This is a genomic window from Parapedobacter composti (assembly GCF_900112315.1).
Classification (GTDB): domain Bacteria; phylum Bacteroidota; class Bacteroidia; order Sphingobacteriales; family Sphingobacteriaceae; genus Parapedobacter; species Parapedobacter composti.
This window is the reverse complement of record NZ_FOLL01000022.1, coordinates 34862-56570: the sequence shown is the minus strand read 5'-3', so window position 1 is coordinate 56570 and position 21709 is coordinate 34862. Positions and strand designations below refer to the sequence as shown.

Here is a 21709-nt window from a genome sequence, read left to right as displayed (position 1 = left end):
GTATTTATACCGAAAACCAAACTATTCTGCATTATACCGTATTTTTTTTGGTTTACTTTTCTAAGAGCATTACGTATAATTGCGTAAAACCGAAGATTATGCATAGCGAACAGGAGATAACGGATGGCGGAAACCGCGAAATGGTGCGCCAGATGGTGCGTGAATTCACGGAGAAGCATATCCGTCCACATGTGATGGAATGGGACGAAACACAGACTTTCCCGCTTGACACGTTCAAGGCTATGGGCGAATTGGGTATCATGGGCGTTTTGGTGCCGGAAGAGTATGGGGGCGCAGGCTTGGGGTATCATGAATATGTCGATATTATCGTTGAAGTAGCCAAAGTGTGCGGCGCCGTGGGCCTCTCCCTTGCGGCGCATAATTCTCTTTGTGCCGGCCATATCCTCGCCTTCGGTAACGAACACCAAAAACAGCGCTGGCTGCCTAAGCTGGCTACGGCAGAATGGATAGGTGCATGGGCGCTTACCGAGGCTAATACTGGGTCGGATGCTCTTGGCATGGGCACCACGGCGGTGCTGGACGGCGATGAATATGTGGTAAACGGTTCAAAAAACTGGATTACCCACGGAAAAAGCGGCGACTTGGCCGTGGTCATGGTGCGTACAGGCGAGAAGGGCCGCTCGCATGGCGTATCGGCCCTGGTCATTGAAAAAGGTACTCCCGGTTTCACCCATGGCAAAAAAGAAAACAAACTCGGTATGCGAGCATCGGAAACAACCGGGCTGGTATTTGACAATTGCCGCGTGCCGCGGGAAAACCTGCTGGGTGAAGAAGGCGAAGGTTTCAGGCAGGCCATGCAGGTCTTAGACGGCGGGCGTATTTCCATTGCGGCGCTGGCGCTTGGAATTGCGCGGGGCGCGCTGGATGCAGCCCTGAAATATGCCAAAGAACGACACCAGTTCGGGCAGCCGATTGCCAACTTCCAGGGCATCTCTTTCAAGCTGGCCGATATGGCTACCGAAGTTGAAGCCGCAGAATTGCTGACCCGGCAGGCCGCCGAGCTGAAAAACCAGGGTCTTGAGGTGACAAAAAATTCTGCCATGGCTAAATATTACGCCTCGGAGGTAGCTGTGCGGTGCGCAACCGAAGCCGTACAGGTATTCGGCGGATACGGGTATACCAAGGATTTTCCGGTTGAAAAATATTATCGTGATGCCAAGCTCTGCACCATCGGAGAAGGAACATCTGAAATCCAGAAGTTGATAATTGCACGTGAAGTATTGAAGTAAGCGAAACAATATGTAGATTTGGACGTTTACATCTTGCTTATGGAATGGCTTTTAGACCCCGGAATCTGGATTTCACTGCTTACACTCACCGTACTGGAGATCGTACTCGGCATTGACAACATCGTTTTCATTTCCATATTAAGCGGAAAGCTGCCGATTGAGCAGCAAGCCCGTGCCCGGCAACTGGGCTTGGCACTGGCCCTGATCATGCGGGTGCTGCTCTTGTTTTCCATCAAGTGGGTGATGTCACTTACAGGAACGCTGATTGACCTGGCAACGTGGTTCAACATCCAAAACGAACGTTGGCAGGCGTATCTTAACCTATCGGGGCGCGACCTGATACTTCTGCTCGGGGGCGTATTCCTGATTTACAAGAGCACTACCGAAATCCATCACAAAATCGAAGGGGGAGGGGATAGTCATGAACTAAAGGGGAAGGCCGTAACGTTTACCAACGTTATCATCCAGATTATTATCCTTGATGTGGTGTTCTCGCTGGATTCAGTCATTACCGCTGTGGGTATGGTTGATCGCATCGAGGTAATGATTGCCGCCGTGGTTATTGCCATTGTTATTATGATGATATCAGCCGGAACCATCAGCAATTTTGTCAATAAACACCCCACGGTCAAGATGCTGGCATTGGCTTTCCTGTTATTGATAGGGGTATCGCTCACGGCCGAAGCGTTCAATCAGCATATCCCCAAGGGTTACATTTACTTTGCCATGGCATTTTCCGTGTTGGTAGAGTATCTTAACCTGAGGGCACAAAAAAAGAAGCCCGCAAAGCCGGAAATCCCCGTGCATTAAAGCGAATTAATCAGTGCCCAATACCGGTAGCCCACAATGGCCTGCTGAAATTTCGTCAATCTTGACGGATCTTTCTTGGAATATTTCGGCAACACCCTGTTGTTCAGTTTCACAAGTAGTTTGAAGAACTTCTTTTTCATAATTTGCTAACAGTTATGCCAATACCATTGTTTATTCAAAGTTGGGCATTATCCCTGACATTTTCTAATTTTGCTCAGCCCGTATAAGGGCATGCATCATTTAGCAATCAAAACATGGCAAAAGCAAAGAAAGACCAGCAACAACATCATCCCGTCGTAACAGCAACCTCCCTTGAATTTTTTGAGCGGTACATCAATAACCCGTCGCCCACCGGCTTTGAATGGGAAGGGCAGCGCCTTTGGCTGGATTACCTGAAGCCTTATGTAGACGAAACATTTACTGATCACTACGGAACGGCTGTGGCCGTCATCAATCCGCAGGCAGATTATAAGGTGGTCATCGAAGCCCATGCCGATGAAATTTCGTGGTTTGTCAATTACATCACCAAAGATGGGTTAATCTATGTGATTCGCAACGGCGGGTCCGACCATCAGATTGCTCCATCTAAGCGAGTGAATATCCATACCGACAACGGCGTGGTAAAGGCCGTTTTTGGCTGGCCAGCTATCCATACCCGTTCTGGGGAAAAGGAAGAAAGTCCTTCGTTGAAGAACATCTTTCTCGACTGCGGGTGTACCAGTAAGGAAGAAGTGGAAGCTTTGGGTGTACATGTCGGCTGTGTGGTCACATACGAAGATGAGTTCATGGTGCTGAACAATCGGTATTACGTGGGCCGGGCGCTCGACAACAGGGCAGGAGGGTTCATGATTGCCGAAGTGGCCCGGTTGCTCAAAGAAAATAAGAAGAAACTTCCTTTCGGTCTCTATATTGTTAATTCCGTTCAGGAAGAAATAGGTCTCCGCGGTGCCGAAATGATTGCCCATCGCATAAAGCCCAACGCAGCCATCATTACGGACGTCACGCACGACACTCAGACGCCTATGATCAATAAAATTACCCAGGGCGACTTAGCCTGCGGCAAAGGGCCGGTGATATCGTATGCACCGTCCGTACAGATTAATTTCAACAGGCTATTGGCAGAAACGGCAACCAAGCACAGTATCCCTTTCCAGCGGCAAGCATCATCACGGTGGACCGGAACCGATACCGACGCCTTTGCCTATTCCAACGAGGGCGTACCTTCCGTGCTGATATCATTGCCGTTGCGTTACATGCACACCACCGTTGAGATGGTACACAAAGAAGACGTAGACAATGTAATCCGGTTAATCTACGAAACGCTGTTGGCCATCAAGCCTGGACAAGATTTCAGGACATTTGCACAATAGTTTTTAATCCGCTGAAATTTCTTTGCACCTTTGTGCATAAGCAGGCGGTAGGCGCAAGCTTAACCAAACAATACCCAAATGACGGAGAACAAAGAAAATCAATTGAATATCGAGCTGGCCGAAGATATTGCCGAAGGCATCTATTCCAATCTGGCCATCATTACACATTCCAACACCGAGTTTGTGCTTGACTTCATCCGGGTGATGCCCGGCGTGCCCAAGGCGAGGGTTAAATCACGGATTATCCTCACGCCCGAGCACGCCAAGCGTTTGTTGCATGCCCTGGACGACAATATCGCCAAGTACGAAGCCGTAAACGGCAAAATCGATACGCACGAAAATCCGCCGTTTCCAATGAACTTCGGCGGGCCTACGGCGCAGGCCTAACCAGTTCGCTTGGGCCTGTTAAAGATGGCGATAATGAATGCAACGGCCGCAAAGAAGATGATAATGTTGAACATTCCCTTCAATGCATACCAAAATACACCGATTGCCCAGATGGCTACCAAGATTAGGGCTAAGATAAATAAGAAACTTCGCATAGCTGTTTTTGAGAGATAACCGCAAATTGGACTGATTGTTTTTGCAATTGAAACAAGTTTAATATAACTTTGCACGCATTACGGGCGCCAATAGCTCAGCTGGATAGAGCAACGGTTTTCTAAACCGTCGGTCTCAGGTTCGAATCCTGATTGGCGTACTAACCCCTCTTTACTCGTGTAAAGAGGGGTTTTCTATTTGTGTTTTTTGGAATGTTGCAGTCGGGAGATTGACTATCGGTTAAGGCGATCAGAGGCCATTTTTTTAGCTATTTGCTTGGTCCTGAGGCAGAAGGGAAGTCTCAATTAAAAAAAATACAATTGAATTTGCAATATCTCCCAGAGTTTGTACTTTTGCGCCGGAGAGTTGGCAGAGTGGTCGAATGCGGCGGTCTTGAAAACCGTTGTCCTTAACCGGACCGGGGGTTCGAATCCCTCACTCTCCGCACCAAAGGAATCATTTCGTATCAATACCCTATAAACAGCGCGTTTATAGGGTTTTTTCTTTTACAAGTCTTCCTGATCATTCAATAATTCCCTGTTCCAGCGAGACCCTATCGAGACCCTGCAAATGGTTGGTTTAGGGTCTCGCTAAACGTCACAACGACATAACTAACAAATAGTTACGTCAGAAGTGTTCAAGATGAACATCTTGATTTAAGCTGTAAAATGGAATATAATTAGAGACCTAATAGATACCAGCATGATGAAGACAGATTTAAACGTCCACATTTATCCCAGGGCCGCTAAGGCCAATGCAGCCGGGCTTTTCCCAATTTATGTTAAGGTTGAATCGGCGGATTATTAAATAGCATTTGAGTTTTGTAATAATAACAATGATATATTTGTTTGTTATTTCAATCAAAATACATACATTTGTATGTAATAACAAACAATAGTTAGAAAATGACTACGAAGAAACAGGTTGTTTTACCGAAACACAGTAAGCTCCTGGAGCAGATGGGCGAGAATATAAAGCTTGCGAGAAAACGTCGCAAACTAACGACCATTCAAGTGGCAGAGCGTGCGGGCATCGCACGCTCAACGTTATACCTCATCGAGAAAGGAGATCCAAGCGTTGCATTTGGTGCGTATTTTAACGTGCTCCGGGTACTGGGTTTGCACGAAGATGTGTTGAAATTAGGGACAGACGATGAGCTGGGAAGAAAACTGCAGGATTTGGAATTATTGAATGGCGTTTAGTTTCGACCACGATAAACAACCGGACTACAGAACCGGCACAATCCTATACAATTGTTTGAAAATGACCATACAAATGATTTCACATTAAGCAATAACAATTATATTTTACGTAAAATTTAGTATTTTTGCATCATGGATACCATACTTATACGTCCTAAGAACAAAACGCAGTTGGAGGCTATTAAAGCTTTTGCCAAGGCATTGAAAATGGATTTTGAAACTAAGGGTTCAGAAAGTCCATATGATCCGGATTTCGTCAAGAAAATTCTCAAGGGCCGGGAAGATGTCAAAAATGGCAAAGGAGTTAAAATAGCCGTGGAAGACTTATGGAAGTAATCTATACTCCACAGGCAGTTGAGGATTTGAACTACTGGAAAAAGTCTGGAAACAAAGCTATTCAAAAGAAAATACAGCAACTTATTCTTGCTATTATAGAAAATCCATTTGAGGGGATTGGTAAACCTGAACCTTTGAAACATCAGCTATCCGGTTCCTGGTCAAGACGGATCAACCGGGAACATCGTATCGTTTATGAAATTTATAATGATCATACCCTCGTGATTCTTGAAATACAGTCACTTCGTGGTCACTATCTGAAATAATAATTTTTTCACGACAATAAGACCTATTTTCTGTCGCGAAACGTTATTTGCGACAATAAATGTGTTATTTCATGTTCCGAAAACACCTATGCTCGACCATAAGTATTCGTCCTAAAACGAGATTGTTATTTATATATGCGAGCTGATCGACCGCCATCCTGAAAGTACTATAAACTGCATAAAGTATAAGGTTTAAACCCGTTCATTTCGTATCTTTGTTTAACGTTTAGGAATAGGGAAGCGTAGATTTTAATACAGCGAGACCATAGCGAGACCGCAGAAAATCGAAGCTTATAAAAGATATTAAATGAGGAGGTTATAGGGATCGTTCGAATCCCTCACTCTCCGCACCAAAGGAATCATTTAACATCAAAGCCCTATAGACAGCACGTTTATAGGGTTTTTTCTTTTATCATTCGACCGTAATATTACCAAGGCGGGTATCGCCCGGATCACCCCGGCAAGAGTTACGCCCATGCATGCTTTCGCGTATCTCAGCAGCATAAGCCCTAACCAAAATAGAAATCCGGTCCGATTAATTTTTGGCTAAACAATACTTTTGCAAGCTTGTTCTTTAATGGGTAATAATCCGATCTGCAAAAATGCTAAAGCTCCTTGGAAAGGAATAATTCATACATCACAACGCAATGGATCATCCGACTTATGCCGTTATTGTTGGAAGCGGCAGTTATATTCCGACCAGAAGAATACGAAACGAAGATTTCCGTGAGCATGCCTTTTATGACCAGGACGGTACCAAGCTGAAAAAAATGAATGCGGAGATCATCAGGCAATTTGGCCGGATTACCGGTATCCAAGAAAGAAGGTACGTGACCGATGATCTAGTCGCGTCTGACATTGCCGCATTCGCCGGACAGGACGCGCTGGCTTCCAGCGGGATAGACGGGGAAACACTGGATTATATCATCGTTGCCCATAACTTTGGCGACATCAGGGCTGATAACCGCAGAAGTGAATTCGTGCCGGCATTGGCATCCCGGGTCAAGCATCGTTTAACTATCAAAAACCCGTCAACCATCGCTTACGATTTGCCTTTCGGTTGTGCCGGCTGGTTACAAGGTGTGATCCAGGCAGATACTTACATCCGCAACGGCAGTGCCAAACGGGTATTGGTTATCGGAACGGAAACACTGTCACGGATCTCCGATCCGCACGACCGGGATAGTATGATCTACGCCGATGGAGCCGGGGCTGTCGTCTTGGAAGCCAGACAGAGTGACACACCGGTGGGCGTTCTGAGCCATGCCACTAAGTCTTACGCCACCGAACTGGCCTATGTATTACGCATGGGCAAATCTTCCAATCCTGAATACGGCCATGATCACCTGTTTCTCAAAATGAATGGCAGGAAGCTATACGAGTATGCGTTAAAGGCCGTGCCACAAACCACGAAGGAGTGTCTTGACCAAGCGGGCCTATCAATCACGGAAGTCGATAAAGTGCTGATCCATCAGGCAAATGAAAAAATGGACGAGGCGATCCTGAGGAACCTATTTGAACTATATGGCCTGAATAGCTCGCCAAAAGACATGATGCCGATGACGATTTCATGGCTCGGGAACAGTTCTGTAGCAACATTACCGACTTTATACGACTTGATGTATAAAGAGAAACTAATTGATCAAGTCCTGCAGAAAGGAAGTGTGATTGTATTTGCTTCCATGGGCGCTGGCGTGAATATGAATGCCGTGGCGTATAAAATACCTGCCGCTTAACCGCCTGCTCCATTATCAGTGTCGTGCAGGTTTCCGCTTGTGCCAAAGGTGTGCATATTTTTATTATATCAAAATATGGTGTCTTGCAGCATCACCAACTTCCGCATATACCTGGGAGTATACGATCCCGCTCGGCCGAAATAAAAAACGCTGAATTACAATATTTTATTCTTACCTTTAACCAATTAATAATTCAATTCATTTTTATTCAAAAGCCAATGCAAGAAGGCGTAGTAAAATTTTTCAATGAGACTAAGGGTTTCGGTTTCATCACCCCCAAAGACGGTGGACGAGAGGTATTTGTTCACTCTTCCGGGTTGAAAGACCAGATCCGTGAGAATGATGATGTTTCATTTGAAGTCGAGCAAGGCCAAAAGGGCCTCAATGCAGTAAACGTAAAATTGATTTAATTTCTCTTTTTCAGATATTGTATGAAGACCACCGGGCATCAGCCTGGTGGTTTTTTTATTCCTTCCACACCGCGCTTGCAGGACGTACATGGCAACACTCACACCTGGTGAGCACGGATATTCAAAAAGGATGGCGCAACGGTAGGGTATTATCTGGTTTTCCCCAATTTGTCCGACTTAATTACCTACATTTACGGCATACCCTTCACACGAAAGCAGCACATGAGGCAACTGAAAATATCCGAATCGATTACCAACCGCGCCAATCGATCCCTGAGTAGCTATTTGCATGATATAAGTAAATATGACTTGATCACCGGTGATGAGGAAGTTGCGCTGGCCGTCCGGATACGGGCAGGAGACACCGCAGCGTTGAACCGGTTGGTCAATGGGAACCTTCGGTTCGTGATTTCGGTAGCCAAGCAATTTCAGCATCAAGGCGTGGTGCTTGAGGATCTGATCAACGAGGGAAACCTGGGGCTGGTCACAGCAGCGAAACGGTTTGACGAGACACGCGGCTTTAAATTTATATCTTATGCCGTCTGGTGGATCAGACAGAGCATCATGTCGGCCATTTCCGTGCAGTCGCGCACGGTCCGTCTACCATTAAACCAAATCGCTGATTTGGTCAAAGTGAAGCGGTCGCAATCCGAGCTGGAGCAGCATTTGGAGCGTGAACCTACCGTAGAGGAGCTGGCCGAGGAGCTTGGCGTTTCGTCTGAGCGATTGGGCCGCATATTGTTAAACGGCAACAAGCAAGTTTCGGTAGATGCTCCCTCCCTTCATTCGCCGGATATGAGCTTATTAGATTCATTGCCTGATGGCGGGGTGCCGACGGACCATCGGGCGATGAGCGACTCACTGGAAATCGTTGTCGGGGATGCGATACGCGGGCTCCCCCAACGGGAGCAACTGGTGCTGAAACTATTTTTCGGACTCGGTGGGTCTGAACCGAAAAACCTTGGAGAAATCGGCCGGCAGCTGGGGTTGACTACCGAACGTGTGAGGCAGATCAAAACCAAGGCATTGGCTTGGTTGCAGCATTCTACGGAAGGGAAAAAGCTCATCCACTTCAGGAGTTAATCTTTCCTGCGCTTCTCTGGCTGTTTTTCCTTCTTGTCAGCACGTTTTTCCTTCAAGCTCTTTACGGCGGTCTTTTTGCCGCCTTCTTTCTTTGATCCCTTGTCTTTTGCCATGATCGTATAATTTATTCTTGTAAGATAAGGTATTTAAATTGAAATACCCGATTTGTAGCCAAAGCGTGACTTACCTTCATCATCACAGGGATTTCAAGGACCTGATCATATCGTTTCCGAAGAAAAGGGAATTGACCCGGTACTGGTTGAAAAAGATTACTGGGTGATGCATGGCTTGTACGGCCTGAAACAAGCGGGATACCGGTTTGAGCTCAAAGGTGGAACGTCATAGGCCTATCGCCCAGCACAACGCTATATCCGTTGACGAACTGAATTTCTTAACGATGTACCACAGCCAGTTTGCAAATACAGCGTTTGGGATGATAAGTGCGGCCACGCAAATTACACCTCATGTGCCACCCGGGCAAACTTGTTCCGGTACTCTATGGGTGTTAGCCCCGTAATTTTTTTAAAGGTATCTCTAAATGCTTTCGTGTCTGTATACCCTACAGTAAACATGATTTCCGTTACATTTTTTCTTGACGCTTCAAAGAAGCTTTTGGCGGCTTCTATCCTTACGCGTTGTATATACTCAATGGGTGTGTTGTTGGTAGCCTCCTTAAACCGCCTTTCAAAAGTTCTGCGGCCCGTATTAATCAGGTTTGCCAGCGTTTCTATTATTATTTTATGATGATAATTTTTTTCAATGTAATCCTGCACTTTCTGGATCTCAGTATCGCCGTGGTTCCTTTGTCCCTTGAAAATAGCAAACTGCGATTGGCTATCCCTTCCAATATCCAACGCAAAATATTTGGATATCATCACGGCTGTCTCTCTGTCGGCAAATTTTTCAACAAGGTACAATATCAAGTTCCATAAGCTGCTCGCTCCGCCGCTGCTGTAAATATTGCCATGTTCTGTTATAATGGCGCCGTCTTCCACTTCCACTTCGGGATACCGTTCTTTAAACTCATTAATATAAGCCCAGTGTGTGGAGCACTTTTTGCCGTTGAGCAGGCCTGTTTCCGCTAACAGAAAAGCACCGATGCACAGACTGGCCAGACTGGCGCCTTTTTCATGCAACTTTTTGAAATAAGGGATCGCCTCCGCATTGGCTTGAATCCCTTTGACGGTATCACCGAATGTCGGAGGTATAATCAGTAAGTCGGTTTCGGTCACCTCGCTGAGCAGCTTATCGGTTTTTATAAGGTATTCACCGTTGTTGGCGGGCACATATTCTTTCAAGCCCACATACTCAACCTTAAAGATCGGCTTTTTGCCAAATGTAGCTAAAAACTCATTGGCGGTATGAAACGTTCTGAATGGCGGCGTAACGGCTTCAATTACCCCATACTCAGGTACAAAAACAGAAATTCTCATAGAAATAACCATTGGTCAAGTACATAGGTGCAAGTTATAAAATAGTTTTGTCATAATTCACCCCTAAAGTTGTCATTTTCATAACAGCCGGAATCCTATGTCCTGTTGTACTTTTGAATGGTAGAATTTAACAAACAAAAAAACGTAAACAATCATGGCACAGGCAACAAAAATTACGGTAGAAGCAACGGTAAATGCGCCCGTAGAAAAAGTTTGGAAGGTTTGGAATACACCAAGCGACATTATGCAATGGAATACCGCAGACCCAAGTTGGCATAGCCCAAGCAGTGAAAACGACCTCCGGGCAGGCGGAAAGTTCAAGCATCGGATGGAAGCCAAAGATGGCAGTTTCGGGTTTGATTTTGAAGGCATTTATGATAAGGTAGAACTGCACAAAGAAATTGCTTACACCATGCCAGACGGGCGAAAGGCTACTACGCTGTTCACGCCACAAAGCGGGAAAACCCATGTGGCAACCACGTTTGATGCCGAGACAGAAAATGACCCGGAGTTTCAGAAACAAGGCTGGCAAGCTATCTTGAACAACTTTGTAACGTATGTTGAGTCAACCCATTCATAAAGCTTTTATTTATCTAACAACATGAAAAAGTATAAAACAATCTTCTGGGTGGCCACTATCATCATCATCCTTTGGGAAGGTGTCATGCCGCTTAGCGCCCTGCTTTTTTCAAGTGAGCAGGCAACCATAGGTACAAGGCCTTTAGGCTATCCGGATTACTTTGCCTATGCACTGATTATCTGTAAGGTGCTCGGCGTAGTGGCCATTTCCGTTCCGCAAGTCCCGGCCAGGCTCAAGGAATGGGCATACGCAGGGCTTACATTTAATCTGATCTTTGCATTCATCAGTCATGCAGCCGTAGATCAAAACATTGGATTTATGCTGATGCCGCTGGTTGTGCTTGGTATTCTTGCCGTTTCGTATCGCTATAACCGTAAAATCCAGGCCCATGGCTAAGACCAATTATCAAACAATCGATGAGTATCATCAGGCATTCACCGGTGAAACGCTGGCGCGGATGCAGACAATCCGGGCAATCATCAATGAAGCAGTACCTGATGCAGAGGAATGTATCAGCTATCAGATACCCTGCTTTAAATACCACGGCTATCTGCTATACTATTGCGCATTTCCTAAGCACATCACGTTATCATACCCCTATAGCGACGCATTTTGGGAACACTTCAAGGCTGATTTACAGGGGTATAAGGTAAGTAAGTCGGCTATCCAAATCCCAAACGATAAACCGTTGCCCGAAACGCTGATTAAAAAAATCATCACGTTCCGGAAAAAGGAAAATGAGCAATCAGCAAAGCGTACCAAGAACTAATTAGTAACAAATAAAATTTTATGATCATGGAAAGTAATTCAGTTTCATTGCACCGGGTAATCCAGGCAAGCCCTGAGAAGGTGTTCCGGGCATTTGCAGACCCCATAGCCCACGCCACCTGGCTGCCACCTTACGGCTTTGTATGCACCGTGCAGGAAATGGACTTCACGGAAGGAGGGAAGTTCCGTATGACGTTTATTAATTTCAGCACCGGGAATGGGCACTCTTTTGGCGGAACGTATCTTGAAATAAAGCCCAATGAGCTTATTAAATACACCGATACGTTTGACGACCCCAATTTACCGGGGGAGATGACAACAACCGTACGGCTAAAAAAGGTTTCATGCGGCACTGAGCTCAACGTGGTACAAGAGGGAATTCCTTCCGCCATACCTGCAGAGATGTGTTATTTAGGCTGGCAGGAATCGCTGGAGAAATTAACCAAGCTTGTAGAGCCGGAAATTCCTGATGCCTGATTCCGCTGTCCTATGGTTAGCCTGAATAGCAGTAAATCGGTGAGTGCTATCTTCATCACATTTTCCGGAAATTGCAGAAAAGCACTCACCCATTATCAAGCCTGCTTCGGTGGTACATTGCAATTTGAAACGTTCGGAAGAGAATTGGAAGGCTACACAGAAATGCCGGTGGTCAGCGGGTCGCTTGTTTCTGACAGCATCATCATCCATGGGTCGGATTTGGTACACAACGAAGGGCGGACGGTTGGGAATTATATCTCCATTTTTATGCATTGCCCAACGGCCTATCAAAGAAGATCGCTCATGGAAAAGCTAACATCCGGCAAAACAGGTTATTCCGCCGCAGACGTTTACAATCAGAAGCTGGTCGAAATAATCGACCCTTTTGACGTGCGGTGGGTACTGTACGTTTAGCCGGATGCCCCATGTCAGTGGTTAAGATAATCCTTATCTTTGTAAACGATTTATGAAGAAAATAGGATTTCTATCGTTCGGACATTGGTCCAACCATCCGGCTTATAAAACCCGTACGGCAAGTGACACGCTGCTTCAGTCCATTGACTTGGCTATTGCTGCCGAAGAAATGGGTTTAGATGGAGCATATTTCCGCGTACATCATTTTGCGGCGCAGCTGGCATCGCCGTTTCCTTTGCTTGCGGCAATCGGCGCCAGAACAAGCAAAATAGAAATCGGCACAGGCGTCATTGATATGCGTTACGAAAATCCGCTGTATATGGTGGAAGATGCCGGCGCCGCTGATTTGATTTCCGGCGGGCGGTTGCAATTGGGAATCAGCAGAGGTTCTCCTGAACAGGTAATCGATGGCTGGCGGTATTTCGGTTATGAACCGGCAGACGGGGAGACGGACGCCGATATGGGGCGCCGTAAGGCGCTGGAATTCTTAGACAAGCTGAAAGGTATAGGGTTCGCCCAACCTAATCCTTATCCGATGTTTCCGAATCCACCGGGCCTATTACGGCTGGAACCCCACTCAGCAGGGTTACGGGAACGTATTTGGTGGGGATCCGCGTCCAACGCCACGGCCATCTGGGCGGCTGAAAACGGGATGAACCTGCAGAGTTCCACCTTGAAATATGATGAGAGCGGCAAACCTTTCCATATACAGCAGGCTGAGCAAATCCGGTTGTACAAAGAAACGTGGAAAAAGGCGGGATACCAACGCGAACCGAGGGTATCCGTGAGCCGATCTATTTTTGCGTTGGTAACCGATCAAGACCGCTACTACTTCGGTCAGGAAACGGGGCGGGGAGATAAAATCGGGATGATCGAACAAGACAAACGCGCCATCTTCGGAAGAAGTTACGCTGCCGAACCGGATAAACTCATCGACGAATTGGCCCGCGACGAAGCCATCCAAGAAGCGGATACGCTTCTCCTGACGATACCTAATACATTAGGCGTGGATTACAACATACATGTGCTGTCGGCTATCCTGAAGCACGTTGCACCCGCATTGGGCTGGCGTTGATTGCCCAATTCGCACTCTTTTTAACTCACTTTTTTTGTTTAATTTTGTTGAATTATAACCTATATGTCATCGCTATTTATATAAAAGTAAAGATTATTTAACATAGCACTAACCGATAAGTCATATACCTTGGCTTTTTTCGCGGCAAAGGCATGAAGTTTATCAACATATTTTTCGGCGACGGATTTTCGAGATTCACTGAAGGGAATCAGGAAGCCTTTAGAATGGTATTTGATTACTTTTCTCCCATCATACATCGTTATATCATATCGAAATGTAAGAACGCGGAAGATGCCGAGGAGCTTACCCAGGAAGTATTTGTGCAGCTCTTTCTTCACCGGCATAAAATACAATCCGAAGAAAACCTGTATCCTTACCTTTTTGTCATCGCCAAGCGGCTGACCATCTCTCATTTCAGAAAGCAAATTTCCCTTTCCAATACGATGGTTGCTGCCCAAAGCGACTGGTCTTACGTTTCCACGGAAACCGAAGAAAAGATCGATGCGGCCGAATTGGCAGAAATACTGGAAAAAATAATCGATAGCCTGCCGCCCCAACAGCAGGAAGTTTATAAATTGTCCAAGCTGGAAGACATGCCACAGAAAGACATTGCTAATCAGATGGGTATTTCCAGGAATACGGTCAGAAACCACCTGGCATTGGCGACCAAAATGGTACGTGTCAAGCTTCAAGACCTATACTTTGCCTATATTTTTATAAAATTTTTCTTCTGATTAGTACATCGTTTCCTGGGCTGCGTTTATATCAGGTAAATAGACGCGAACTTTGGACAGACAACAACTAAGTAGGTTACTCGCTAAATACCGCAACGGAGAGCTGACGGAAGAGGAAAGGTCATCCCTTGCCAGATTGCTGGACACCAGGGAGGGCCAGAAGCTTATCTATGACGAATGGGACCGGTCTTTTGATCCGGTAAAAACTCAGGAGGCAGGATTTGACACGGAGAAGCTATTTGGCCGCATTGCGGGCGATGACCGGGTGAAGAAACAATGGCGGGAAGAACCCACGAATCGTCCCGGCACAACCAGAAAAATCTCCTCAGCCGCCATTGCCATCGCTGCCAGCGTGTTGGTTGTCCTCACCATAGGGGGATATTTTTTCCTCCAGCACGGCAATAATACACCCGGGGAGCTGTTGGCTTGGCATCAGGAAATCGTGCCCGGCAGTGATCGCGCCATTATCCTGCTGGACGACGGCACCGCCATCGAGCTGGACAAGATAACGCAAGATACGATCTTGCAGGATGGCCAGCTGCGTATCCTGCGCCGCGCGGATGGCGGTATTTCCTATGACGTGGATGGCGATGTTGCTACCACGCAACCGGTATATAATACGATTATTACGCCCAGGGGAGGGGAATATCGCGTGGTGCTGTCCGACGGGACAACCGTGTGGGTGAATGCCGAGTCAAAACTGAGATACCCTGTCGTCTTTGCTTCAGATACCCGCGAAGTGGAAGTGGAAGGAGAAGCTTATTTTGAAGTGCAAAAGTCTACCAAAAACGGGAAAAAACGGCCTTTTATAGTGAAGACCGGCGATCAGACACTGGAAGTCTTAGGTACCCGCTTTAACATCAATAACTACGATGGAAATATAACCACCACCTTGGTAGAGGGAGCCGTGGCATTACGCTATGACGGCCGGCAGGATATACATTACCTCAACCCTTCCCAGCAGGCCGAGTATTCCATAGAACAGAAAAAGGTATCCATAGAAAAGGTGGATACATACTATACGTTGGCGTGGAAGAATGGAAAGTTTGCTTTCGATAACGCCTCTATTGAGCGGGTGATGCAGGAAGTGTCCCGCTGGTACGATATTGATGTGGTTTACCAAGGGGATATGTCAAGCGTCCGTTACACGGGAACCATCTCCCGGTTCGAAAATTTCAAGCAATTGCTGCAACTAATCGAATGGACAGGATCTGTTAAATTTCAGGTAGATGGAAGGAGGGTTACGGTTATGTAATGGAAGTACTATACAAGACATAACCAAAACAGGAGCGTTGGAGCCGCCCCTGCTTTGAATATGTCGCTTTGGACATAAAATGATTGAAAAGTATCCGTTTAAATAAATTTCAACCTGATTTACAAATGTATAAAAAAAAATGGTTAGGCATTGAAATATTGAATCCCTACTGCCTGCCTAAATGGAAAATCCCGTTATCAATGAAATTTGTATGGATTCTCGTGCTTGCTGGTGTTTTCCAGGTGAGCGCATCCACCTTTGCCCAGAATGTGTCCATCCAGGGCAAAGACATGCGGCTATCCGTGTTTTTAAAGGAGATAGAACGACAAAGTGGCTACAACATTTTCTATGAGCAGGGCCTCGTTTCACCACACAACACGGTTGATGTCAACTTTATAGACACCGATGCCATAAAGGCATTGAACATTGTTTTACCCAAATTCAACCTTGGGTTCAAAACAATGGATAACAACATTGTCCTTGTCCGGAAAAAAGACAAAGAGCCGTCCGGCCAAACTACGGGAGAAGCCGGAGGTTCCTTTCAGCAAACAACCATCCGGGGAAGTGTCCGTGATTCGACAGGTAGCCCGTTGCCCGGTGTCACCGTGAGGCTGAAAGAAAGCGCACTGCGGACGGTTTCAAATGGCCAGGGCCTGTTTGTGCTTCGGGTAGATCGCTTGCCGGCAGTATTGGAGTTTTCCAGTGTGGGATATGAACCCCGGGAAGTAACCGTCAGTACAGCCGAAGCTATTGCCGTGACCATGGCAGAAAAGGTCTCAGATATGGATGAAGTCGTCGTCATTGGTTTTGGCGAGGTGAAAAAGAAAGACCTCACGGGGTCTGTGGTGAATATAAAGATGGAAGACATCCAGGATGCCCCGGTGCTGTCCGTCGATCTTGCTTTGCAGGGGCGCGTACCCGGTGCAGACATCATGGCCTCAACCGGCGAACCCGGCGCGCCTGCATCGATCCGTATACGGGGCACCCGATCCATCACGGCTACCAATGAGCCCCTGATTGTCATTGACGGGGTGATAGATGGCATCAGCAATCTGGCAGACATCAATACAGCAGATATCGAGTCCATCAGCGTACTTAAGGATGCCTCGGCCACGGCTATATATGGCACCAGGGGCAGTAATGGTGTAATCATCATCACTACCAAGCAGGGCCGCAAAGGAAAAGACGACATTGCCTTGAAAAGTACATTTGGCATTTCACAGTTACCCAGGAAACTGGACATCATGGATGCCTCGCAGTTTGCGCAATACCGCAACGATTTTGCCTACTTTGCCACCACTGACAATTTTGGCGCCATTGGCCCTGAGACCCCGCAATCGCAATATCCATTTCCGGATCCGTTGAGTATGGGCAAGGGAACCGATTGGGTGGATGAAATCACTCGGATAGCCCCATACCACAACCAGATACTCTCCTTGTCGGGCGGCGGAAACAAGACCACCCATTACGCTTCGGTCACGTACGACAATACCCGTGGAATCATCGATAACAGCGGAGTTGGGCGGTTTACAGGCAGGTTAAACCTCGACTATCAAATGTTCCCGTGGATGAAAGTTGGCTACAAATACAATTATACCCGGCGCAGTGATGATCAGAACGTCGTCACCATTGGCGGAACAAACTGGTGGAATGCCGCGATCTACCTGAATCCCTTGATCAAAACGTTCGACAATTTCAATGACCTGTGGTACTCCGGCCAGCGGTTCAATTCGCCCAGGGCTTTGCTGGATCTGGATGTCATCCGGAATGTGAAGCGGAATGGATCCACCAACACCGGATACATCGATATCCAGCCTATTGACGGGCTGAAAATCAATTCCCAGTTGACGTACTACAACTATCAGCAGCATACGTTCCGATATGATCCCGGAAACCTCCCTGCCAAATCAGAAAACGAGGGCGGCATGGCATACCGTGCAGAATATACTGAGCGCAACATCATGAGCCAGACAACTGCCAATTACATCAGGAAATGGGGAGACAACCACGTCGATATGATGGTCGGATTTATCGGGCAGCAGGTGGTCAGCGACAATTTCTCCCTGCAGGGCGAAGGCTACCAGTCCGATGCAATCCGGTGGAACAACATGAACGCCATACCCGATAAGGAAAACTATTCCGCATCCACCAATAATGTGCAGAAAACCTCAATGTCTTTCCTGGCCAGGGCCAACTACAATTACAAAAGCAAGTACTACCTGACCGTCACCGGCAGGCAAGACGGTGCTTCCAATTTTGCGGCAGACAGGAAATGGGCTTTTTTCCCCTCAGCTGCGCTGAAGTGGACGGTCAGCAACGAACCGTTCATGGAATCGGTCGGTTGGGTGGATGATCTTTCGGTCCGCTTGAGTGCCGGCCGCACAGGTAATGACGGCATATCCTCATACCGTTCACTCGCTGCATTGACTTCAACGACGAACGGATACCTATTTGACGGTTCACAGCCGGTAGCGTTCTATCCTTCCAGGTTGGCGAGCGAACAACTCTCTTGGGAAAAGACCGATATGTATAATGCCGCCACAGATATCGCACTGTTTAACAACCGGGTAAACATCACGTTAGAAGGTTACCTGTCATATACCCATGACCTGCTGCTTGATGTGCAGACCCCCCGTCATACCGGCTACAATACGCGGTTCGCCAACGTGGGCCGGACGTCCAACAAAGGCATTGAGTTCAGTATCGAGAGCCAGAACGTCAGGCGGCAAGATTTCTCCTGGTCTACGATGTTTTCCATATCCCACAACCAGCAAATGGTGGAGGACATCGGAATATTTGATTTCGTGAATGTATACGGGGCTTATGGCAACAATAGCTACATGATGTACGGCTATGTACAAGGATATCCCCTCAATGCCCTCTGGGGGTTCCAGTACGCAGGCACGTGGAAGTCACAGGAAGAAATCGAGCGCAACAGGATCACACGGGGATACGTATCTGCCGCCAACGCACAGTATGCACCCGGTTCGCCGCGCTACATCGACATCAACCACGACGGTGTCTTCAATGAAAGAGACCAGATATATCTCGGAAGCGCAGACCCGTTTGTATACGGAGGAATACAAAACAACTTCAACTACAAAAACCTGTCGCTGGGCGTGTTTGTGGCCTATAACATCGGAGGCAAGATATACAACATATCCGAGCAGTGGATGGGCAACGGAAGCCCCAATACCAATCAGTACACTTATATGCTGAATGCCTGGCATCCGGTAAGGAACCCCCATTCGGATATTCCCCGTGCCGGCAGCAATGACGGCATTGCCTCTGATAGGATGGTGTACGACGCCTCGTTTGTGAGGCTGAAAACCGTAGCACTCGGTTACAACTGGAATATATCGCGGCTCACCAACAACAAACTCAGGGATATCCAATTCACCTTGGCCGGCGAAAACCTCCTCCTGTGGAAGAAATACAATGGCTTTGATCCGGATGTATCCTCGCAGAGCAGCACCTCCACGTTGCGCAGGGTCGATATTGGCGCCTATCCAAAGCCCAGAACCATTGTGGCAAGCGTGCAAATCAGGTATTAACCAAAGGTTGTACAGTAAAAGTATATAAAAGCAATGAAGCGTTTATTGATTATATTTCTCTCACTCGGCTTTTTGTCGAGCTGCTCTATTGAGGAAGATCCCACTTCCTTTGTGAATACGGGCAACTATTACCTGACTGAAGCCCAATGCATATCCGGACTGAATGCGACCTACATTCCGTTGAGGTCTATCTACACCTACACGTACCTCATCGTCACGGAAGGGGTGACCGATTTGATGCGCATCAATTCTGGAACCTTGGACGCACAATTGGACATATCGCCTTCGCAGCCCCGGTTTGGTGCTACCATGTGGCAGCAGGGATACCGGGGGGTGATGTACTGCAATTCCATCATTGAAGCGATCAAGCGCTCACCCCTGGAAGACGATGTCAAAAACCGCCTGTTGGCCGAGGGTATGATTATGCGTGCTTATTACTACTGGTTTCTGACATCAACGTTTGGCGACGTACCGTTCTATACAGAGGATGTGTCTGATGCAGAGGTGCTTGACCGGATTTCGCAATTGCCGCGGATGCCCGCCATAGATACCCGGAACTACCTCATCGACGAACTCCTGGAATACGTACCCCATCTGCCACAGATACGCACCAATGACGTTTCCGGCAACAGGAGCGGGGCAGCCATGGGCTGGATGCTCATCGGTAAACTGGCCCAGTGGAACAAGCGATGGGATGTGGCCAAGGAAAGCATGGACAGGCTGGAGTCTATTTACGGCAGTCTTGACCAGTATCCGCTGGAAAACATCATGCTGCGGAATAAAAACATCCCAGAGTCCATTTTTGAGGTACAGTTTACCTATGCAGAGGCAGGGCTGCAGGTAACCACCAATGCCGCTGCCATTTGCATGCCCGTCAGGGAATCCGGATCCGTCTATGATGGCGTGGAGATACCCGAACTGGGCAGCCGGGCAACCACGTGGACAGCGCTGCGCCCCAACAATTACTTCTTCCAGTCCATCCAGCGCAGAACGAGCGATGACCTCAGAACCGGCCTCAATATGGCCTGGGAATACAATGGTGTACCGTTCAAAAGCACAGCGTCGGTACCCTGGCTGGGCCCCAAATTCTGGTCCCTTAATATGTTCAACGTAGCTGACGGCAATAACCAACGGGTGTTCAGGTATGCAGATGCATTGCTGATGCAGGCAGAGAATTACATGGAGTTGCAGAACGCTTCAGAATCCATACGATACCTCAACATGGTGCGCCGGCGGGCGGGGCTGGCCGATTATAACTTCAGAAACTGGGATCTATTGCGGGAAGAAATCCAAAAAGAGCGGGCGCGCGAGCTGCTGGGCGAGTACCAGCGCAAATACGACCTCGTGAGATGGGGCATCTGGTACCAGATGACGTATGACTATACAGACTATACCTCTTCCCTCAAAAACAACATGCTGCCTTGCCATGAGTATTATCCAATACCCGATATCGAGGTGGTTAAATCAGGTTACAAATTAGACAATAAAGCATATGAATCATATGGAAGAAATTAAGGGCTACAGCCGTGGCATGGCTGTCCTGGTCTTTTTCATGGCTGCCCTGTTTATCTTGGGCTGCGGGGATAAAGGCGAAACACCCGTTCCCGACGAAGACGGAACACCGCCATCCGTTACCGTGCCGGATGAACTGAAGATCATCAGTTTCAACATCCTCGAAGGCATGAAAGGCGACCGGCCTGCCAACTACGATAATTTCGTGAATTGGGTAAAAACCCACGATCCCGATATTCTGGCCATCCAAGAGGCAAACGGTTTCCGGCAGGAGTCACTGGAACAGCTGGCGGCAAGGTTTGGACACCCCTACGTCATCACCAACCTTAAAGCAACAGACAACTATCCCGTGGCACTGACTTCCAAATATCCGCTGGAATCGCGGCGGCGGGTAACCATGCATGTCTCACACGGGGCGATTTTCGCCAAGCTGAAAGACCGGGATTTCAACATCGTCGTTACGCACCTGTGGCCCCAATCCTACTGGCATACACCGGGGGATGGGCTCGGCAACGATTACCGGCTGCACGAGATCAATGTCATACTGGACAGCACGGTCCGCAAGTTTCCCGGTGAGCCTCATTGGATCCTGGTGGGCGACTTCAACGCGGTGTCGCGCAGGGATTTTTCGCCGGAAGTAACCACCAACAACTATTGGGTGACCGACCAGATCGAGGCTGAAGGATTCAAAGATGCCATACATCACCTGCATGGCACGAGGGAAGAAAACGCCCAACCGTACGACTTCCGCTATCCCGGAAGGCGGATAGACTTCATCTTTGCCAGCCAGCCGCTGCTCGGGAGGCTCATCAAGGCCCATCCGATTTATGACGACTTCGTAGACACGTATTCCGATCACCCCGCAATGTATATGGAGGTATCGCTAAAGTAGGTGAATCAACAT

At 47.6% G+C, this 21709-nt stretch carries 23 protein-coding genes and 2 tRNA genes; 23 read left to right on the top strand and 2 right to left on the bottom strand.

The genetic code is table 11. From position 1 onward, the window contains the following. Positions 1–98 precede the first annotated feature (98 nt). Entirely contained in the window at positions 99–1250 is a 1152-nt protein-coding gene (locus BM030_RS17550; protein WP_090974915.1) for an acyl-CoA dehydrogenase, read from the top strand. Between the two features lie 39 nt (positions 1251–1289). Then, positions 1290–2060, top strand: coding sequence for a TerC family protein (locus BM030_RS17545; protein ID WP_090974914.1), 771 nt, complete (start codon positions 1290–1292; stop codon positions 2058–2060). Here BM030_RS17545 and BM030_RS19910 read toward each other — a convergent pair. Further along, entirely contained in the window at positions 2057–2200 is a 144-nt protein-coding gene (locus BM030_RS19910; protein WP_170845809.1) for a hypothetical protein, read from the bottom strand. The genes BM030_RS17545 and BM030_RS19910 overlap by 4 nt on opposite strands. A gap of 114 nt (positions 2201–2314) precedes the next feature. Here BM030_RS19910 and BM030_RS17540 point away from each other — a divergent pair, with 114 nt between their 5' ends. From BM030_RS17540 to BM030_RS17495, 10 genes are all read left to right on the top strand, one after another. Beyond that, on the top strand, positions 2315–3430 hold the full coding sequence (locus BM030_RS17540) for a M42 family metallopeptidase (RefSeq protein WP_090974913.1): 1116 nt from the start codon (positions 2315–2317) through the stop codon (positions 3428–3430). A 78-nt stretch (positions 3431–3508) separates the two neighbouring features. Then, positions 3509–3817: a DUF3467 domain-containing protein gene (locus BM030_RS17535; RefSeq protein WP_090974912.1), complete on the top strand. Its 309-nt coding sequence runs from the start codon at positions 3509–3511 to the stop codon at positions 3815–3817. 239 nt (positions 3818–4056) lie between these two features. Continuing rightward, positions 4057–4130 (top strand) — tRNA-Arg (locus BM030_RS17530). A 200-nt stretch (positions 4131–4330) separates the two neighbouring features. Continuing rightward, positions 4331–4415, top strand: a tRNA-Ser gene (locus BM030_RS17525). 460 nt (positions 4416–4875) lie between these two features. Then, complete coding sequence (locus tag BM030_RS17520; RefSeq protein ID WP_090974911.1) at positions 4876–5172, top strand: helix-turn-helix domain-containing protein; 297 nt, start codon at positions 4876–4878, stop codon at positions 5170–5172. A gap of 132 nt (positions 5173–5304) precedes the next feature. Then, complete coding sequence (locus BM030_RS17515) at positions 5305–5508, top strand: DUF2683 family protein (protein WP_090974910.1); 204 nt, start codon at positions 5305–5307, stop codon at positions 5506–5508. Then, on the top strand, positions 5499–5774 hold the full coding sequence (locus BM030_RS17510) for a Txe/YoeB family addiction module toxin (protein ID WP_090974909.1): 276 nt from the start codon (positions 5499–5501) through the stop codon (positions 5772–5774). The genes BM030_RS17515 and BM030_RS17510 overlap by 10 nt, the downstream gene beginning before the upstream one ends. A 647-nt stretch (positions 5775–6421) precedes the next feature. Further along, the gene (locus tag BM030_RS17505; RefSeq protein WP_090974908.1) at positions 6422–7510 is read left to right on the top strand and encodes a 3-oxoacyl-ACP synthase III family protein; all 1089 of its coding nucleotides are present in this window, start codon (positions 6422–6424) and stop codon (positions 7508–7510) included. A 218-nt stretch (positions 7511–7728) separates the two neighbouring features. Further along, positions 7729–7920 carry a cold-shock protein gene (locus BM030_RS17500; protein ID WP_079715916.1) on the top strand — a complete coding sequence of 64 codons (192 nt, stop codon included), beginning with the start codon at positions 7729–7731 and terminating at the stop codon, positions 7918–7920. A 222-nt stretch (positions 7921–8142) separates the two neighbouring features. Further along, positions 8143–9003 carry a sigma-70 family RNA polymerase sigma factor gene (locus BM030_RS17495; protein WP_090974907.1) on the top strand — a complete coding sequence of 287 codons (861 nt, stop codon included), beginning with the start codon at positions 8143–8145 and terminating at the stop codon, positions 9001–9003. Positions 9004–9458: 455 nt separating this feature from the next. Here BM030_RS17495 and BM030_RS17490 read toward each other — a convergent pair whose 3' ends face one another. Then, on the bottom strand, positions 9459–10436 hold the full coding sequence (locus tag BM030_RS17490) for a GlxA family transcriptional regulator (protein ID WP_090974926.1): 978 nt from the start codon (positions 10434–10436) through the stop codon (positions 9459–9461). A gap of 154 nt (positions 10437–10590) precedes the next feature. Between BM030_RS17490 and BM030_RS17485 the strand changes: the two genes are divergently transcribed. The 11 genes from BM030_RS17485 to BM030_RS17435 all read left to right on the top strand — a co-directional run bounded on the left by BM030_RS17485 (position 10591) and on the right by BM030_RS17435 (position 21697). Next, entirely contained in the window at positions 10591–11016 is a 426-nt protein-coding gene (locus tag BM030_RS17485; protein WP_090974906.1) for an SRPBCC family protein, read from the top strand. Positions 11017–11037: 21 nt separating this feature from the next. Beyond that, entirely contained in the window at positions 11038–11412 is a 375-nt protein-coding gene (locus tag BM030_RS17480) for a DoxX family protein (protein ID WP_090974905.1), read from the top strand. Continuing rightward, on the top strand, positions 11405–11785 hold the full coding sequence (locus BM030_RS17475; protein WP_090974904.1) for an iron chaperone: 381 nt from the start codon (positions 11405–11407) through the stop codon (positions 11783–11785). The genes BM030_RS17480 and BM030_RS17475 overlap by 8 nt, the downstream gene beginning before the upstream one ends. Positions 11786–11811: 26 nt before the next feature. Continuing rightward, on the top strand, positions 11812–12261 hold the full coding sequence (locus BM030_RS17470; protein WP_090974925.1) for an SRPBCC family protein: 450 nt from the start codon (positions 11812–11814) through the stop codon (positions 12259–12261). Between the two features lie 12 nt (positions 12262–12273). Then, entirely contained in the window at positions 12274–12675 is a 402-nt protein-coding gene (locus BM030_RS17465; RefSeq protein ID WP_090974903.1) for a VOC family protein, read from the top strand. Between the two features lie 52 nt (positions 12676–12727). Beyond that, on the top strand, positions 12728–13750 hold the full coding sequence (locus tag BM030_RS17460) for an LLM class flavin-dependent oxidoreductase (RefSeq protein ID WP_090974902.1): 1023 nt from the start codon (positions 12728–12730) through the stop codon (positions 13748–13750). 152 nt (positions 13751–13902) lie between these two features. Beyond that, entirely contained in the window at positions 13903–14484 is a 582-nt protein-coding gene (locus tag BM030_RS17455; protein ID WP_090974901.1) for an RNA polymerase sigma factor, read from the top strand. A 52-nt stretch (positions 14485–14536) separates the two neighbouring features. Then, entirely contained in the window at positions 14537–15739 is a 1203-nt protein-coding gene (locus tag BM030_RS17450; RefSeq protein WP_090974900.1) for a FecR family protein, read from the top strand. Between the two features lie 200 nt (positions 15740–15939). Next, positions 15940–19293: a SusC/RagA family TonB-linked outer membrane protein gene (locus BM030_RS17445; protein ID WP_170845808.1), complete on the top strand. Its 3354-nt coding sequence runs from the start codon at positions 15940–15942 to the stop codon at positions 19291–19293. Between the two features lie 33 nt (positions 19294–19326). After that, positions 19327–20808, top strand: a complete 1482-nt coding sequence (locus BM030_RS17440) for a RagB/SusD family nutrient uptake outer membrane protein (RefSeq protein ID WP_090974898.1) — start codon at positions 19327–19329, stop codon at positions 20806–20808. Next, positions 20795–21697 carry an endonuclease/exonuclease/phosphatase family protein gene (locus BM030_RS17435; RefSeq protein WP_170845807.1) on the top strand — a complete coding sequence of 301 codons (903 nt, stop codon included), beginning with the start codon at positions 20795–20797 and terminating at the stop codon, positions 21695–21697. The genes BM030_RS17440 and BM030_RS17435 overlap by 14 nt, the downstream gene beginning before the upstream one ends. Positions 21698–21709 lie beyond the last annotated feature (12 nt).